General features: G+C 55.1%; 15 protein-coding genes. 12 read left to right on the top strand and 3 right to left on the bottom strand.

The features are described 5' to 3' along the window. The first annotated feature begins 17 nt into the window (after positions 1-17). The 11 genes from AVO41_RS00530 (at position 18) to AVO41_RS00480 (ending at position 12,433) form a co-directional block, all read left to right on the top strand. Positions 18-1,250: a TolC family protein gene (locus AVO41_RS00530; RefSeq protein WP_068581022.1), complete on the top strand. Its 1,233-nt coding sequence runs from the start codon at positions 18-20 to the stop codon at positions 1,248-1,250. Then, a complete protein-coding gene (locus AVO41_RS00525; protein ID WP_068581018.1) occupies positions 1,247-2,449 on the top strand; it encodes an efflux RND transporter periplasmic adaptor subunit in 1,203 nt (400 codons plus the stop codon). Before AVO41_RS00530 ends, AVO41_RS00525 begins: the two co-directional genes overlap by 4 nt. Further along, positions 2,446-5,526 (top strand): efflux RND transporter permease subunit, encoded by a 3,081-nt coding sequence (locus AVO41_RS00520; RefSeq protein WP_068581016.1) that lies wholly within the window; start codon positions 2,446-2,448, stop codon positions 5,524-5,526. The genes AVO41_RS00525 and AVO41_RS00520 overlap by 4 nt, the downstream gene beginning before the upstream one ends. A gap of 29 nt (positions 5,527-5,555) precedes the next feature. Beyond that, positions 5,556-5,891 carry a DUF3240 family protein gene (locus AVO41_RS00515; protein WP_068581012.1) on the top strand — a complete coding sequence of 112 codons (336 nt, stop codon included), beginning with the start codon at positions 5,556-5,558 and terminating at the stop codon, positions 5,889-5,891. A 16-nt stretch (positions 5,892-5,907) separates the two neighbouring features. Beyond that, positions 5,908-6,156: a hypothetical protein gene (locus tag AVO41_RS00510; RefSeq protein ID WP_068581009.1), complete on the top strand. Its 249-nt coding sequence runs from the start codon at positions 5,908-5,910 to the stop codon at positions 6,154-6,156. A gap of 124 nt (positions 6,157-6,280) precedes the next feature. After that, positions 6,281-6,940, top strand: coding sequence for a YSC84-related protein (locus tag AVO41_RS00505; RefSeq protein ID WP_068581006.1), 660 nt, complete (start codon positions 6,281-6,283; stop codon positions 6,938-6,940). Further along, positions 6,930-7,967, top strand: coding sequence for a ChaN family lipoprotein (locus AVO41_RS00500; RefSeq protein ID WP_082676372.1), 1,038 nt, complete (start codon positions 6,930-6,932; stop codon positions 7,965-7,967). The genes AVO41_RS00505 and AVO41_RS00500 overlap by 11 nt, the downstream gene beginning before the upstream one ends. Before the next feature lie 188 nt (positions 7,968-8,155). Continuing rightward, positions 8,156-10,612 carry a DNA topoisomerase (ATP-hydrolyzing) subunit B gene (gene gyrB / locus AVO41_RS00495; protein WP_153003439.1) on the top strand — a complete coding sequence of 819 codons (2,457 nt, stop codon included), beginning with the start codon at positions 8,156-8,158 and terminating at the stop codon, positions 10,610-10,612. 212 nt (positions 10,613-10,824) lie between these two features. Further along, a complete protein-coding gene (locus tag AVO41_RS00490; protein WP_068581003.1) occupies positions 10,825-11,760 on the top strand; it encodes a phosphoribulokinase in 936 nt (311 codons plus the stop codon). A gap of 162 nt (positions 11,761-11,922) precedes the next feature. After that, positions 11,923-12,180 carry a type II toxin-antitoxin system Phd/YefM family antitoxin gene (locus AVO41_RS00485; RefSeq protein WP_068581000.1) on the top strand — a complete coding sequence of 86 codons (258 nt, stop codon included), beginning with the start codon at positions 11,923-11,925 and terminating at the stop codon, positions 12,178-12,180. Continuing rightward, on the top strand, positions 12,170-12,433 hold the full coding sequence (locus AVO41_RS00480; RefSeq protein WP_068580998.1) for a Txe/YoeB family addiction module toxin: 264 nt from the start codon (positions 12,170-12,172) through the stop codon (positions 12,431-12,433). The genes AVO41_RS00485 and AVO41_RS00480 overlap by 11 nt, the downstream gene beginning before the upstream one ends. A 5-nt stretch (positions 12,434-12,438) precedes the next feature. Here the strand turns inward: AVO41_RS00480 and AVO41_RS00475 are convergent, their stop codons facing one another. The 3 genes from AVO41_RS00475 to hemF all read right to left on the bottom strand — a co-directional run bounded on the left by AVO41_RS00475 (position 12,439) and on the right by hemF (position 15,852). After that, positions 12,439-14,331 carry a TIGR00341 family protein gene (locus tag AVO41_RS00475; RefSeq protein ID WP_068580995.1) on the bottom strand — a complete coding sequence of 631 codons (1,893 nt, stop codon included), beginning with the start codon at positions 14,329-14,331 and terminating at the stop codon, positions 12,439-12,441. Positions 14,332-14,539: 208 nt separating this feature from the next. Then, positions 14,540-14,911 carry an RNA-binding S4 domain-containing protein gene (locus tag AVO41_RS00470; protein ID WP_068580990.1) on the bottom strand — a complete coding sequence of 124 codons (372 nt, stop codon included), beginning with the start codon at positions 14,909-14,911 and terminating at the stop codon, positions 14,540-14,542. Then, positions 14,908-15,852 (bottom strand): oxygen-dependent coproporphyrinogen oxidase, encoded by a 945-nt coding sequence (hemF, locus tag AVO41_RS00465; RefSeq protein ID WP_068580987.1) that lies wholly within the window; start codon positions 15,850-15,852, stop codon positions 14,908-14,910. Before hemF ends, AVO41_RS00470 begins: the two co-directional genes overlap by 4 nt. Before the next feature lie 335 nt (positions 15,853-16,187). Here hemF and AVO41_RS00460 point away from each other — a divergent pair, with 335 nt between their 5' ends. Next, positions 16,188-17,015, top strand: coding sequence for a M48 family metallopeptidase (locus AVO41_RS00460; RefSeq protein WP_068580983.1), 828 nt, complete (start codon positions 16,188-16,190; stop codon positions 17,013-17,015). Positions 17,016-17,027 lie beyond the last annotated feature (12 nt).

Below are 17,027 nucleotides of genomic sequence, written 5' to 3'. Positions count from 1 at the left end.
AGATAAAGGAATGCCCCATGGCCTCACTTCATCGCTTTTCTGCTTATGCGTTAGCGACCTGCCTGACCGGACTGCCCTGGTTCGGGATGCAGGCAAATGCCCAGACGCCTCCCACACTCAGCCATCTGGCAACTCAGGTGATGAACAAACTTCCCCAGACCGAGGGGCAGGCCAGTCTGCGAGCCTTGGCTCAGGGGCAGGTTGACGCCGCAGAGAGCTGGCGTGCCGGGGACATCATCATGCATGTGACCCACGAAAACGATCAGTGGACAGGGGATCAGGATTTGCGTACCTGGGAAGCCGGCGTTGAAACCGGCCTGGCCTTACCCCAACAACGCCAGGCTCAACAGGCTTTGGCACAAAGCACCAAAGCGCAAGCGCAAGCACTGCGCCCCTATCTGCAATGGCAAGCTGAAAAACGCGTGCGGAAACTGGTCTGGTCCCTGAAAAAAGCCAAGACGCAGCTTAAATTCCAGAAAAAAACCGTCAAGCAGGCACAGTCACTGCTGGACACCCTGTCCCAACGCTACCAATCCGGCGATGCGCCCAAAATTGACTTCCTGCTTGCGCGGACCGCTTGGCTCGAGCAAAAAAAACGACTGGCGCAGACGCAGGCGCAACATGACAAAGCGCTCACAACCTATCAGTACTGGACCGGTCTGACCCAGCTGCCACCTTCCTTGACAGAACCCCTTGCCGACAGTCCCTGGCAAGTGAACACGCAACACCCGGCCATGCAATACCTGAAGCACCAGTCCGACACCGCACTGGCCGAAAAAGGCGTGGTTGAAGCCAATCAGCGGGGCAACCCCAGTGTGATGATCGGCAGCAAGCACGAACGCAACCGCGACCAAAATGGCAACACCTTATTACTGGCCCAGATCTCGATTCCGTTTGGGGTTCAGGCCAATCGTACGCAACAACTGGCTCAGGTCAACCAAACTCTGACCGAGCGAAACATTGCCCTGAACCGGATGCAGCAAACCCTGACCGAACAACTGGCCCAGGCCCAAACCGACTTGCAGACGGCACGCGCTTTACAAGCCCAGGCGAAGGAAAAAAGCGAACTGTCCAAGCAAGCCATGACGCTGGCTATGAGCGCTTACCAGGCTGGCCAGACCAGCATTCAAGACCTTCTGCGTCTACGCGAAACGTATTTTCAAGACCAGTTGCAAGCGCGACTGGCTGAACTCAACGTTGGCCAGGCCATTGCTCATCTGAACCAAATACTGGGAGTACCTTTATCATGATTTCTGCCGGAATCCACACAGACCACCTGCCCCATTCGTCACCCTCGCTCTGGCGCCGTACACTGCGCTCTGCCGGTCTGATGCTGACCGCCCTGATGGCCTCCAATGCCTGGGCCCAACTGCCAGGTGTGTCCATTCAGGCGGACAAGCGCCAGACATTGGGTCTGCAGACTCAGACCGTTTCCCCGATCAAAACGTATCGATCCCTGGGCTATTATGGACATTTGATGACCCCGAGCACGCATCAATGGCAAGTGGCGACGCCTTTGGCAGGACGGGTTGTGCAAGTGCATCAGCTGCACGGCCCCGTCAAAGCAGGGGACCCCATTGTGACACTGGAAAGCGCACAATGGCTGGACCTGCAGAAGCAATATGTCAATCTGCTTGCTGACGCGGAGCCGTTGAATGCCGCCTATGAGCGCGCCCGACGTCTGAGCAAAACCGGCGCGGTTTCCGACAAACAATACCAGGAGGCACGCGCGGCGCTGAACAAAAATCGTCAGCAGCGGCAACAGCTCAGCCAGACCTTGAAACTGGCTGGCATGACCGAGGCGGCGCTTCAACAGCTGCGCCAGACCCAACGCATTGAGGACAGTAAAATGAACCTCCGCGCCCCGGTCGATGGCCTGCTGGAGACGCTGCACATTCATTCCGGGCAACGTCTGCCCGCTCAAGCGGCCATCTCTCGAATCCGCCAGGCGCAGACCCTCGCCCTGGAACTGTCACTGCCCAAAACGAAGGCGCAGGCGCTGAGCTTGAACCAACCGGTCGAGATTGAAGGCACAAATCAACCAGGCCTGGTAAATTACATTGCCAGCGAACTGGACCCGCTCACTCAGACGGTGACTGTACACGTGCGTCATCCCAATGCCGACAATCAGCTGATGGCCGGCGAAATGGTTCAGGCGCATCTTCTCTGGCAAGCCCCCTTCAACACACCCGCACCGGTTTATCGTGCCCCCTCCCGTGCCCTGAGTCAGTTTGACCATCAGACGGTCATCTATCAGCTGGATCAGGATCGGTTACAACCGATACGGGTTGAGGTGCTGAGTTATGAAGGGGACCAGGTCATCTTTACACTGGCTGACCCCTCAGTTGTCACCCGTACCTTCACGCTGATCAGCGGCGGCACCTCCACTGTGAAGTCCCTCTTACAGACCGTGGCGGAATCCAGCACCGAACAAGGAGGTCAGGAATGAGCCGCCTGATTGCGTTTTTTCTGACCCAGCGTACTCTGGTATTGCTGTTGATTTTCGCTCTGGTATCCGGTGGCTGGATGGCGTTCCAAAAAACCCCGATTGACGCCTTTCCCGATGTGTCCCCCGTACAAGTCAAGCTGATTTACAAAGCGCCGGGCATGACGCCCAGCGAAGTGGAACAACGGGTGATCGCCCCATTGGAGCAGGAACTGCTGGGCTTGCCCAAGCAAACCAGTTTGCGCTCCATGGGCAAATACGCCATCGCGGACATCACCCTGGATTTTGCCGAGGGCACTGACGTTTACTGGGCTCGTCAACAAGTCTCCGAACGCCTGAGCAGCATGGACCTGCCTGTTGGGGTCTATGGGGGCATGGCCCCTTTATCGACCCCGCTGAGTGATGTGTTCATGTTCACCATTGAAGGGGACACCTTAACCCGAATGGAGAAACGCAGCCTGCTGGACTGGGTGATCCGTCCCGCCTTGCGCTCGGTGGACGGCGTGGCCGATGTCAACGCACTGGGGGGCAAGGTGAAAGTATTTCAAGTCCAACCCGATCCGGCTCGTCTCCAGGCGCATGGACTGGGCTTGAAACAACTCCAAGACGCCCTGGAAAACAACAACCGAAATGACGGCGCCGGGCGGTTGCAACAGGGTGAGGATGCCCTTCTGGTCAGAACACAAGGTAACCTCACCTCCATCCGGGACATTGAACAAACCGTGGTCACGGTGCAAAAACAGGTGCCGATACGGGTCAAGGACGTCGCGGATGTGCGCATGGATGCCCTGTATCGCAATGGCGCGGTCACCCAGAACGGCCAATCCGAGGCCGTGCAAGGGTTGGTGATTGCATTGCGCGGGGCCAACGCCAAAAAAGTGGTCAGCGGCGTCGAAGCCAAGCTCGATGAATTACAGCCGGCACTGCCCCAAGGCATCAGCTTGAGCACCTTCTACAACCGGGCTGACCTGGTGGAAAAAGCGATCAATACCGTTTCCAAAGCCTTGGTTGAAGCCATTGTACTGGTGGTGCTGGTCTTATTGCTGTTTCTGGGTAATATTCGAGCCGCCGTCACGGTCGCCCTGATTCTGCCGCTGGCCGCGTTGATGACCTTCATTCTGATGAACGCGTATGGCATGTCGGCCAACCTGATGTCGTTGGGAGGGTTGGCCATTGCCGTGGGGATGTTGGTCGATGCCGCAGTGGTGGTGGTGGAAAACATTGTCACCACTCAGGAAAAAGACCGTGCCAATCTGCCACGCCTGCACTTGATTTATCGCGCCCTGCAGGAAGTCTCCGTGCCAGTGATTTCGGGCATCCTGATTATTATGACCGTGTTTTTGCCTCTCCTCACACTGGAAGGGCTGGAAGGCAAGCTGTTCATTCCGGTGGCCATTACCATCATTTTTGCCCTGGGTAGCTCGCTGCTGCTGTCCCTGACCGTGATTCCGACGTTGGCTTCTTTTATCCTGGGCAAACCATCACACCAGGAACCCTGGCTGGTGCGCAAACTGCATGGCGCTTACGAGCCTTTGCTGCGCTGGAGCCTCAACCACGATCGAATGATCATTGCCGCTGCCTTGTTCGGCTTTGCCACCGCCGTGGGCGTCTATACCCAGGTCGGCAAAACGTTTATGCCCACCATGGACGAAGGCAACATCATCCTGCAGATTGAAAAAGACCCGGCGATCAATCTTGACCAAACGGTGCGCATGGATTTGCGCATTCAGGAACGCCTGCTCGAACGCGTGCCCGAAATCAAACGTTTGGTGGCGCGTGTGGGCTCGGATGAACTGGGACTGGACCCGATGAGCCTTAATGACACCGACACTTTCATGGTGCTCAAACCCCAATCACAATGGCGCATGGATTCAAAAAACGCTTTGATTCAGGCGATACGCGATGTGATGGAAACCGACTTTCCGGGGATGAATTTTGCGTTTACCCAGCCCATTCAAATGCGGGTGGATGAAATGTTGACCGGCGCCCGCGGCGACATTGCGATCAAACTTTTTGGGGAAGACCCGGATCGCCTCAATACCCTGGCCAATCAATTGGTGAGCAAAGTGGAAACGTTACCGGGCGCGGTGGACGTCTACACGCCTAAAAACACGGGGTCACGTTATCTGCAGTTGCGCGTCAACGCCGAACAGGCGGCGAAACTCGGTTTGAGCGTCACCGAGGTCGAAGACCTGCTCCGCAGCCAGATCGATGGCTTGCCAGTGGGCACCATCTATGAAGGCATCCGTCGCATTCCCATCTTGCTGCGCGGCAGCGAACAAGCCAAAGCCTCCATTCTGCAGATGTTGCAACAGCCGATGACGGTGACCGGTGGCGACACCGTGTACCTCTCTCAACTGGTGCAGGCACAGGAAACCACCGGACCGGTGGCGATCAACCGCGAACAGGGCAAACGCTACGCCACCGTGATTGCGAACGTTCAGGGACGGGACCTAGTCGGCTTTGTGGACGATGCCAAAGCCGCGGCCAAGACCCTGTCGATCCCCACCGGTTATTACTTTGAATGGGGCGGACAGTTCGAAAACCAACAACGAGCCGCAAAGAAATTGAGCATTGTGGTGCCCATCGCGCTGGTGCTGATCTTTATCATTCTGTTCAGCACCTTCCGTTCGATCAGCCAGGCCATCATGGTTCTGGTCAACATTCCGTTTGCATTGATCGGCGGCATCTGGGCCTTATGGCTCACTGGCGAACATCTATCGGTGCCTGCCTCGGTCGGTTTCATTGCCCTGCTGGGCATCGCCGTCTTAAACGGGGTCGTCATGGTGTCGTATTTCAATCAATTGATGCACCAGGGCCTGTCGATGAGCGACGTCGTGATTCAAGGTGCCATGCGTCGTCTGAGACCGGTCTTAATGACGGCCTCCATTGCGGCACTGGGGCTGGTACCGCTGGTCTTTGCCAGCGGCGCCGGTTCAGAAATTCAACGCCCCTTGGCCATTGTGGTGATTGGCGGCTTGTTTACGTCCACTCTGTTGACGCTGTTGATTCTTCCCATCATCTATCGCCGTTTTGGCGCCTGGTCGCTGGGACGATCCCAGTCAGCGGGTACCGCTTGATTTCAACCCAACAAAGGATCTAAAACATCATGCCTCAAGAAACGCCCCCAGTTAGACTGACATTACGGGCCGATCAGACACTGGAACACCCATTGGTGGACGCCTTGCTGACCTACGCACCGCCCGTGGCGTTTCAGGTGCAGGCCGTCAAAAGCTTTCACGCTCACCAGAACTTAAAAAGCATACGCGATCAGGTGGCTGGCCATCAGCCGCAAATTCTGGTGAACGTCGAAACCACCGAATCGGATTGGTCTGCCTTGTTGCAACACCTAAAACATGCGGTTTCGCACGCCGACATTGCCTATGCGGTGACGCCCATCATCGCACAGGGCAGCCTGTCCACTCTCTCACCTCATGACCATTAACACTTAGGAGTCACAGATGAAAACACACACTTCTTCCTTTTTTTTACCAGGCCTGGTCGCTTTGACACTGACCGCCTGCAGTACTCAGGGCTTTCAACCCAAGCCCGGACAGACAGAGGCCGATTTTCAACAAGACCACCAACACTGCCAGCGCCTGTCGATGCAAAAATGGGAAAATAACAACCGAGTCAAGCCAGAAGCAGGCACGACCCAAAAATCGGTGCCCCCCAGTTATGAACGCTGCATGAAAACCCTCGGGTATTAAGTGCAGACAGACCATTCCATGCCAGCCTTGTCCTGAAATGTCAGACACCTGACGATTTACGATTCATTCCCGTTTTGCGGTAGAATGATGTTTATCAGGTTTCAATGCGAATAAAGGACACTGCATGACTTTCTGGAAAGGCTCGTTGGTTCAAAAATGGTTACTGGCTCTGGTGCTTCTGTCACCGCTGGCCACGCCCATGGCGCAAGCGGATGAGTATCGCGACACCATTAAGATGTTTCTCGATGCCAAAGCCGCCAAACCTTATTTTGAAACCGCCTATGGCTATGCGGTCTTTCCCACCATTGGCAAAGCCGGGGTGGTGTTTGTTGGCGGCGCTTACGGCGAGGGCCGCGTTTACAAAGATCACAAATACACCGGTGACGTTACGGTGGCGCAGACCTCTCTCGGCTTTCAGCTGGGGGGACAGGCCTACAGTCAGGTCATCTTCTTTGAAGACAAGGATGATTACGAGCGTTTCACTCAGGGTACGTTTGAATTTGGGGCCCAGGCCAGTGCCACCGTGATCACCGCTTCGGCTTCGGCCGAAGCCACTACCCGCGGCCCCAATGCCAGTGCCAGTGGTGGCTCCAACAATGCCATCAACAAAGGGGGCTATTACAAAGGCATGGCCACCTTTATCATCGCCAAAGGGGGCTTGATGTATGAAGTCGCCGTCAGCGGGCAGAAATTCAAATTCATCCCCAAAGAGGTGGTGGATCAACGCCCGCCTGCCTACCGAGAAGCCAACCCAACCGGTTCCGACTTCCCGGATGAAAATTAAAGCCAGCGCGCTGCTGCTTTCACTGACAACCCTTGTCGGCTGCGCGTCCATTACCAACAAACCGCAGCCCGGCGTGGCGTCGCTTACCCATGCCTATGATTATCGGCTGATCGACAGCCAAACCCACACGATCATTCAGTTACCCGAACTGGTCCGAAAACTGGCTCAAGCCGATGTCATTTTTGTGGGCGAATTTCATGGCAACCATGCCTCTCACCTGCTGCAGGCGAAGCTGCAAACGGCCCTGTTTGCACAGAATCCCAACCAGGTTCTAAGCATGGAGCAGTTCGAGCGTGACGATCAGACACCCGTCGAACGCTATCTGGAAAGTCAGATCGGTGAAAAAACCTTCATTGACCAGGCCGATGCCTGGCCCAACTATGCCGGAAGCTACCGCCCACTGATGGAGTTTGCCAAACGGCATTTTTTACCCGTCATCGCCGCCAATGCGCCCGGGGACATTGTTCGATGCGTCAGCCGCCATGGCCCCGATTATCTGGCACGCCTCCCTGACAATCAACGCCACTGGGTGGCGACCGATGCCTTTTACAATCCGCCGGCCTACCAACAGAAGTTCATCGACTTTATGCAGGCGCAACGCCACGGGAAGGCCGACAAAACGCCCCTGAACGAACGCCAGCAACGCAGCTACCAGGCCCAACTATTGCGTGACAACACCATGGCTGAAAGCATCCTCAACGCCAAGCGCGCCCACCCGGAGGCTCAGATCCTGCATCTGAACGGGGCGTTCCACAGCGACCAACATCTGGGTACAGTGGCGGCGCTGAAACACCGTGCGCCCTCCCTGTCCATCGCCGTGATCAGCCCGGTGCGCCTTGAGCCCGAGCGGACAACCGACTGGCTGGCCCAAGCAACAGTCGATGACTTCAAACAGGGTGATTTTCTTTATCTGATTCCGCCGCAACCGGCCGAATACGTTCAGGCACACAAACGCCGCGAAGCCATGCGCCGACAGTTTGAGCAGGCCGACCAAAAGCCCTGCTTGCCAGCCCAAAAGGCCTCTTAACCGCGCTTCAAACCACTTTCACGTATGCGAATCTCCCTACAAATTCACCCGGTTTATGGTAAAATCGCGCGATTGGAAGGTGGTTGCGTGAGGCCCATCGGTGGCAGCCGGTCGCCCAGATCGGTCTGAGACCCTAAAACCTGACGCACCCGTCTTAGCCTGACTTGTTCACTAACACAGAGACGCCCATGACAGATTCACAGCTTCCGGATTCCGAAAACGCCCTGAACGAAGAATACGGCTCGTCCTCCATCAAGGTGCTCAAAGGCCTGGACGCGGTTCGAAAACGTCCCGGCATGTACATCGGCGACACGGATGACGGCACCGGTCTGCACCACATGGTGTTCGAGGTGGTGGACAACGGCATCGATGAAGCCCTGGCCGGACACTGTGACAAAGTCGTGGTCACCATCCACACCGATGGCTCTGTCTCAATCAGTGATAACGGCCGTGGGATTCCGGTGGACCTGCACGAAGAAGAAGGCGTCTCGGCGGCCGAGGTCATCATGACCGTGCTCCATGCGGGGGGTAAGTTTGATGATAACTCCTACAAAGTCTCCGGCGGCCTGCACGGGGTCGGCGTGTCCGTGGTCAATGCCCTGTCCGAAGAGCTGCATCTGACCATCAAACGTCAGGGCAAGATCTGGAAGCAAACCTACCGTCACGGTGAACCCGACGCCCCGCTCGAAGCCGTGGCCGACACAACCGAGACCGGCACCGAAATCCGCTTTCTGCCGAGCAAGGAAACCTTTACCAATCAGACCGAATTCAGCTACGACTATTTGCTCAAGCGCTTGCGCGAACTGTCCTTCCTTAACTCCGGCGTGCACATTGAGCTGGTGGATAAGCGCGATGACCGCCATGAAACCTTCAAATTTGATGGCGGCATCCAGGCGTTTGTTGAGTACATCAATACCAACAAAACGCCGATCAACGAACAGATTTTTTATTTTTCCGCCGAACGCGATGACATCACCGTGGAAGTGGCGATGCAGTGGTCGGAAGCCTATCAGGAATCGATTTTCTGTTACACCAACAACATTCCCCAGCGCGACGGCGGCACCCATATGTCCGGTTTCCGCGCCTCCCTGACGCGGACCCTCAACCAGTATGCTGACAAGGAAGGGCTTAATAAAAAATACAAAATGACCGTCTCCGGTGACGACGCCCGGGAAGGCCTGGCAGCCGTGATCTCGGTCAAAGTACCCGACCCCAAATTCTCCTCCCAAACCAAAGACAAACTGGTGTCGTCCGAGGTCAAAACCGCCGTCGAGACGGCCATGAACGAAAAGCTCTCCGAATTTTTGCTGGAAAACCCCAAAGACGCCCAGGCGGTCTTTGCCAAAATCGTCGATGCGGCGCGTGCACGGGAAGCCGCACGCAAAGCCCGGGAAATGACCCGACGCAAGGGCGCGCTCGACATTGCCGGGCTGCCCGGCAAACTGGCCGATTGCCAGGAAAAAGACCCGGCCCTGTCTGAACTCTATCTGGTGGAGGGTGACTCCGCCGGCGGTTCCGCCAAACAGGGTCGAGACCGCAAAACGCAGGCGATTTTGCCCCTGAAAGGTAAGATCCTGAACGTGGAAAAGGCACGCTTTGACAAAATGCTGGCCTCGGTCGAAGTCGGCACCTTGATCACCGCGCTGGGCTGCGGCATCGGGGTGGAAGAATACAACCCCGACAAACTGCGCTATCACCGCATCATCATCATGACCGATGCCGACGTGGATGGCTCGCACATCCGCACCCTGCTGTTGACGTTTTTCTATCGTCAAATGCCCGAACTGATCGAACGTGGCTATGTGTACATCGCCCAGCCGCCTTTGTACAAAGTCAAAAAAGGCAAGCAGGAAGCCTATCTCAAAGACGACGCTGAGCTGGAAAACTACCTGCTGCAGACCGCATTGAACAAGGCCGCGCTTTACCCCGGTCCGGACACCCCGGCAATTCGGGAAATGGCGCTCGAAGGCCTGGCGAAAAAATACCTGCAGACCCAGCGCATCATCGATCGTCTGTCGCGTCGTTTCAGCCCGACGTTCCTGACCCTGATGACCGACCTGTCGCCGTTTTATGCGCGCGATCTCAATGATTACGATCGTTGTCAGGCCTGGATCAATGAAGCTCTGCCGCGTCTGAAAGCCATTGGCGAACGCCAGAAAGTGTCTTATCAATTGCAGGTCGAACCCGCTTTGGAAGGCGAACTACAACACCAGATCCGCCTGCAATACCGCGAACACGGCACCATGAGTTCACAGGTGTACGACGAAGACTTTTTTGCCAGCCCGGAATTCGAGCAGATCAGTCAGTTGGCCGCTCAGCTCAAAGACCTCTTAGGTGAAAAGGCCTGGGTCGAACGTGGCGAAAAAACCCAGCGCGTTGACAGCTTCAAAGACGCCATGGACTGGCTGATGGAAGAAGCCAAACGCGGTCAGAACATTCAGCGCTACAAAGGTCTGGGGGAAATGAACCCCGCACAGCTTTGGGAAACCACCATGAATGCCGAAACCCGGCGCCTGCTGCAAGTCTCGATCAAGGATGCGGTCAAAGCCGACCAGATCTTTACCACCCTCATGGGCGATGAAGTGGAACCGCGTCGTGACTTCATCGAAAGCAATGCGTTGCAGGCCGAAAACATTGATGTGTAAACAAGCCCGATAAGTCTTTGTCATAAAAATGAAAATTGCGATCTGAACAAAAATCCGATTAAATAGACGCCATTTTCACCAGGCCTGGTCAAAACATAAGGTGATCCGGCCCGAATGACCCGATTTTAAACCGAATTTTTAAAACTAAAGCAGGGTGACAACACCCCCAAGTATCTTCACTGATGCTTGTGATAATGAGAAGGAGACAGTCTATGTCAGTAGAACATCCAATTGTCACCGTCACCGGTTCATCCGGTGCCGGCACATCGTTCGTCAAACGCGCGGTTGAAAAAATCTTTGAGCGTGAACAGCTGAAAGTCGCGATTGTGGAAGGCGACAGCTATCACAAGTACCCGCGCATGGAAATGAAAAAGCGCGTGGCCGAATCCAAAGAAAACGGTGGACCGGTTCTGACCCACTTTTCCGAGCATGCCAACCTGTTCAATGAACTGGAAGCGCTGTTTAAGGAATACAAAGAAACCGCCACGGGCAAACGTCGTTACTACATTCACAGTGAAGACGAAGCCAAAGAGCACAACGCACGTCTGGGCACCGACCTGAACCCTGGTGAGTTCACACCCTGGGAACCGATCCCGGAAGGCACCGACGTGCTGTTTTATGAAGGCTTGCACGGCATGGTGAAACGCAAGGACCACGGCCCGGAAGAAGGCATGCACGATGTGGCTCAGTATGTCGATTTGGGCATTGGGGTCGCGCCGTCCATCAACATTGAATGGATGCAGAAAATCTACCGTGATACCTCCGAGCGTCCTTATTCGGTTGAACAGGTACGTGATGTGATCCTGGAGCGCATGCCCGACTACATCGAAACCATTGTGCCTCAGTTCCACCGCACGCACATCAACTTCCACCGTGTGCCGCTGATCGATACCTCCGATCCGTTCTCCACCATCTCCGAGGACGCACCTGAGGGTCCAAAACCGGAAGATTCCCTGATCATTTGTCATGTTCGCCATCAGGACATTGACCTGGAAGCCGTCAAAAACGAAATCCCAGGCGCTTTCCTGCAGAATGATGAAACATTGGTTTGTGGTGGTCAGCACATGATTCAGGCCATGGACCTGATGATGTCCCCCATCATTCACAACCTGGTCGAGCGCAAACGCGCCGCCATGGCACAACAATAAAGCCAATCAAAAAGCACCAGGCCTGGTGCTTTTGACAGCTTTCAAACCCGCGCAAGCGGGTTTTTTATTGTCTGGAAAGGGTCAAAACAGGCCAACATGGACAGCTAAATGTACATGTATTAAAATGATGGTTAATGGTTACTTTTACATTGGAGATGCAAAATGCAAGTGGTCAGTTACACCGACGCAAGAAACAGCTTGAAAGCCGTATTGGACGGCGTGGTTGACAATGCCGACTACACCCTGATTACCCGCCGTGATGCCGACAATGCCATCGTGATGTCGCAAGAGTACTTTGACAGCTTGATGGAAACGGTTCACTTATTAAGTTCGCCCGGGAATGCCGCACACCTGAAAACATCGATTGAACAATACCGCTCAGGCAAGACGGAACAAAAAGGCTTGATCGATGTCGATTGAGATACTGTCCTGGACAGAGCGTGCCTGGCGTGATTATGAATATTGGCAAAGTCAGGACAGGAAAACGTTAAAACGCATCAACAAACTCATTCGTGCCACCCTGCGCACACCATTTGAAGGCATTGGCAAACCCGAACCTCTCAAGGAGAGCTTAAGCGGTTTCTGGTCCAGACGCATCGACGCCAGCCACCGTCTGGTCTATGCGGTCGATGACCGTCAAATCACCATCATCGCCTGCCGCTATCATTATTAAAACTCTTAGCGGATCACTGCGGTGGTCGCCTCCAGCTGGACTGGTTGATGCAAGCGCTGCTCAATCGCGGCCTTGACCGCATCCACATCCTGCACAGTCATGGCCTGATCCGACAACAGGCGCGAGGAAATCACCAGAGGATTATTGCTGCGAATACGCACATCCCGCAGTTCAACGCCCTCGAGCCGGGCACCCTCCAGGGTGTACACCACCTTCTGCTCCTGAACCAGGGACCCGAAGGCAAACACCAATGGAATACTGATCACCGCCGCCACCGCCAAAGAGAGAATCAAGCCTTTTTTCGCCACGTGAAATGCGCTGAAACCCAAAAACAAAAACGTCGCCGAAGCGGCCAGAATGATCCCGACCAAGTTGGTCAAAAACAACAGAAACGCCCCCCAGAACACCTGCCAGTCCCACCAGCCAATGCCGATCGCTGCCACCGACAAAGGCGGCACCAACGCCACCGCGATCGCGACACCAGCCAGACTTTTCGCCACTTCATGCCGGGCACTGGCATAGGCACCGGCAATGCCCGAGAGAATTGCCACCCCCAGGTCCAGCAGGTTGGGACTCAAACGCGCGCCGATTTCGCTGTTAATGATCTGTAATGGAATCATTAACGTCAACAAGGTACCAAAGAGCAGACTCACGCCCACCCCAGCCATCAGCGTTTTGCCACTGGCCACAATCAATTCACTGCTTTGGCGCAGCACCCCCATGGAAAACGAAATGATCGGCGACATCAGCGGGGCCAGGATCATCGCACCAATAATCACCGGAGCGGAGTTGGCAAACAACCCCACCGTCGACAACAGTGCCGCCAGAATCATCAGCACCAGATAGGATTCACTGGTCTGGGCGTTCTCTTTCAGGGTGACGAAGGTTTCGCGCAACTCTTCCTGATCGGCGTGATGAATCCAGGGCAACCGTCGATTGATCAGTTCTTTCACCGCCTGCCCTTTTGGCAGCCGCTGGATTTTGACGGTTTCTTTGAGCTCCTTGCTGGTGTCTTTTTCCGGAAGTCTGGCGTTTCGTACCGCCAGCACATCGGCTTCCACTCGCACCGACACTTTATCAGCCTGCAAGGTTTCGCCATCCACACTGAATTGAAGGGCATCCCCACCATGAATGTCAATGTGTTCCGTTTTGACATAGCCCACATAGTCGGGCAGCGTCTTTCGGGCTCTCACATCGCGTGGCAGAACCTTGGTAAACAGAAAATGCAGCACCTGCACAATGCTGGTCGGGGCCAGAATCACCGCATGCAACATGGGCTCGTCTTTTTCAGTCTCGCCCACCACCCGCTTGGTGAATTCGCTGTTGCCGGGCCGATACACCAACGTCACCCCCAGCGCCGCGGTATGAATATCGGTTTCCTTGGCCGTTTGACACTCAAAAGGCAACAAACAGTTCTTGCTGATATTGGCCGTCATCAGCCACAGGTTCTTGAATTTGCACCAAACGCTTTCGTCCACCAGAGAGGCCGGTTTCATCAAGCTGGGGTGGCCCATCATCACCGATCCCAGTACCAACTGCTCGTTGCAATAAAGCAGATCCGCCGACTGAGCCGTTTCGGCCTCGGTCAAAGCTTCAAGGGCTGACGTCAATTGTTCTGGAATACGAAAGGCGCGCAAGGACCGAGCCATCTCCGGGTGCGGTAAAAATCCAACGGTCCAGCCTTCCTTAGCCGCCCAGGGCAACAATTCATATAATGCGTCATCGCCGAGCCACAACCAGACTTCTCCCTCAGGGGACCAGTCTGCGAGCGACTGCCCCTCGTAGGCAAGTGGCGTCAGCGCAAAGGATTCACCCAGAAACGCGGTCAACTTGGGCAAAATGTCGGTGTCGAACACGTTTTTTTGTGTGGCGTCGTAAATTAATGTGGTCGATGACACACCGAACCTCCTTCGATGAATGTGATCATATTATGCCATTTCCAGCCGGAGATGCGTAAAACACAGAAGGTTTCAACACAGTTTTCCAAATACAGAAAAGCCTAGACGTGTGCCACAAGAGACCTTAATTGATTCACCCAAGAATCAATCCACAAAGGCGGTTTTTAAAACAGAAAAGAGAATTGCTATGGCCTTAACGCCAGGATAACTATGCTTTGAAACGTTCCAGCTCCCGACGCTCTTTTTTGGTGGGGCGGCCTTTGCCTTTTTCACGGTGGCCGGCCAGTGCCATGCCCGGTGGCGGAGCTTTCTGGTTGAGCTGTTCATCTTTGAGAGAGTAAAGCGTCTGGGCCATCTCGGCATTGCCGCGTTTGTCGCTCAATGCCTGAACGCTCACCGTCACTTTGCGATGAGCCTGAGTGATGATCAGTTCATCGCCCTGTGCGACGGTTTTGCTGGGTTTGGGTTTACGTTGGCCGTTGAGCACGACCTTTCCGCCTTTGACCGCCGCCTGAGCCAGGCTTCGGGTTTTAAAAAAACGCGCGGCCCACAGCCATTTGTCCAGCCGAACCTCGTTCATGCCAGCTCGGCCAACCAGTCACGTGGCACCAGATAGTCATACACCTGCGCCTCTTCCGTATCGGGCTCAGGTTGATAATCATAACGCCAGGTCGCCATCGGTGGCATCGACATCAGAATCGACTCGGTGCGCCCCCCGCTTTGCAGTCCGAAAATCGTGCCCCGGTCAAAGGCCAGGTTGAATTCGGCGTAACGCCCGCGACGATACAGCTGAAAATCACGCTGACGCTGACCGTAATCCACATCCTTGCGCCGGCCGACAATGGGACGATAGGCTTTGATGTAATGGTTGCCCACCGACTGCATGAACGCAAAACAGGTTTCAAAATCCCAATCAAAAGGGGCCTGGTTCAAATCGTCATAGAACAGCCCCCCCACACCGCGGGTTTCATCGCGGTGTTTCAGATAAAAATATTCGTCACACCATTGCTTGTATTTGGGGTACACCGCTTCGCCAAACGGGTCACAGGCTTCTTTGGCCTGCAAGTGCCAATGCATCACATCCTGATCAAACGGATAATATGGTGTCAGGTCAAACCCGCCGCCAAACCACCACACGGGTTCTTCGCCCTCTTTTTCAGCCACAAACAACCGCACATTGGCATGACTGGTGGGCACGTAAGGGTTACGCGGATGAATCACCAGCGACACCCCAAGTGCCTGAAACGAGCGACCGGCCAGTTCCGGGCGGTGCGCCGTGGCCGAAGCCGGCAGGGCTTCGCCCTTGACGTGCGAAAAATTGACGCCGCCTTTTTCGATCACCGGCCCCTCTTCCAACACCCGGCTGCGCCCGCCGCCGGTCAGGCCTTTGCTGTTGGCCGGTTTTTCCCACTCATCCACAATGAATTCGGTGCCGTCTTCTTCGGTCAATTGCGCACAGATGTCATCCTGCAAACCGAGCAGATAGGCTTTGACGTCAGCGATGGGGAGGGTGTCAGACATAATCATTTCCTGTGTTAAAGCTCTCTGAACCCGAAAAATTCACAAATGATGCGCCATCTCGCTTGCCCCTTGATTCCACAAGAAATATTGCTCGACTTACCCCTTCGGGCGTCGAGTTCTTCGTTTCTTCAATCGGTCGTAATCGTTGATACGACACTTCTTCAGAAATTTCCTTGTGAAAACAAGTTCCTGCGCGATTTTGGCGAAAACTTATAAAATTTTCGGGTGAAAAACGCAACCGCTTTCAACGATCTTAATGGGCGTTCATTTTAATAGAAAACGCCCTAGTTCTGCCTTAAAATAAGGGAAATCTTAACGACTCTGCGGGAATTCTGATGCAACAGCCTTTTTCAATTCGAGTGTGGCTCGCGGCCCTGCTGACCGCCCTGATGCTGAGCGGTTGCTCCTCCACCACCCAAAAGGGTGCGGTGGGCATTGAGCGAGAGCAGATGCTGCTGGTGTCGCAAAACGAAATGACCGAAGGCGCCAAACAGGCCTACAGCGATGTGCTCAAAAAGGCGGAAAAGGAAGGCCAGCTCAACACCGACCCCAAACGGGTCAAGCAATTGCGTGCCATTGCCGATCGACTGATTCCTCATACCCGCATTTTTCGGGAGGACGCGCCCGAATGGAACTGGGAAGTCAACTACATCGATTCCGATCAGCTCAATGCCTGGTGCATGCCCGGGGGCAAAATTGCCTTTTACAGCGGCATCATTGACACGCTTGAACTCACGGAAGACGAAATCGCCGCCATCATGGGCCACGAAATGGCGCATGCCTTGCGCGAGCACGGTCGGGAACGCGCGTCACAAGCCATGCTCGGCCAGGTCGGTCTGGCCGCATTGCAGATTTTGGGAGGCGTCAGAGGCGCGGCACTGGATGCCTCCAACATGGTGGTGCAGACCACGTTTATTTTGCCCAACAGCCGCACTCATGAGACTGAGGCCGATCGCATGGGCGTGGAGCTGGCCGCACGGAGCGGTTTTGACCCTTATGGCGCGGTCCGGGTCTGGGAAAAAATGCTCAAGTTGTCCAAAGATGCTCCGCCGGAATTTCTCAGCACCCATCCGGCCCATGAAACCCGGATCAATGACCTGAAAAAATACGCCAAACGGGTCATGCCACTCTACCAAAAAGCCAAGCCAGCCCCGACCCCCTGAGGACGGAGCCCG

This window comes from Thiomicrospira sp. WB1 (assembly GCF_001507535.1).
Classification (GTDB): Bacteria; Pseudomonadota; Gammaproteobacteria; order Thiomicrospirales; family Thiomicrospiraceae; genus Hydrogenovibrio.
This window is presented reverse-complemented; position numbering and strand designations above follow the sequence as displayed.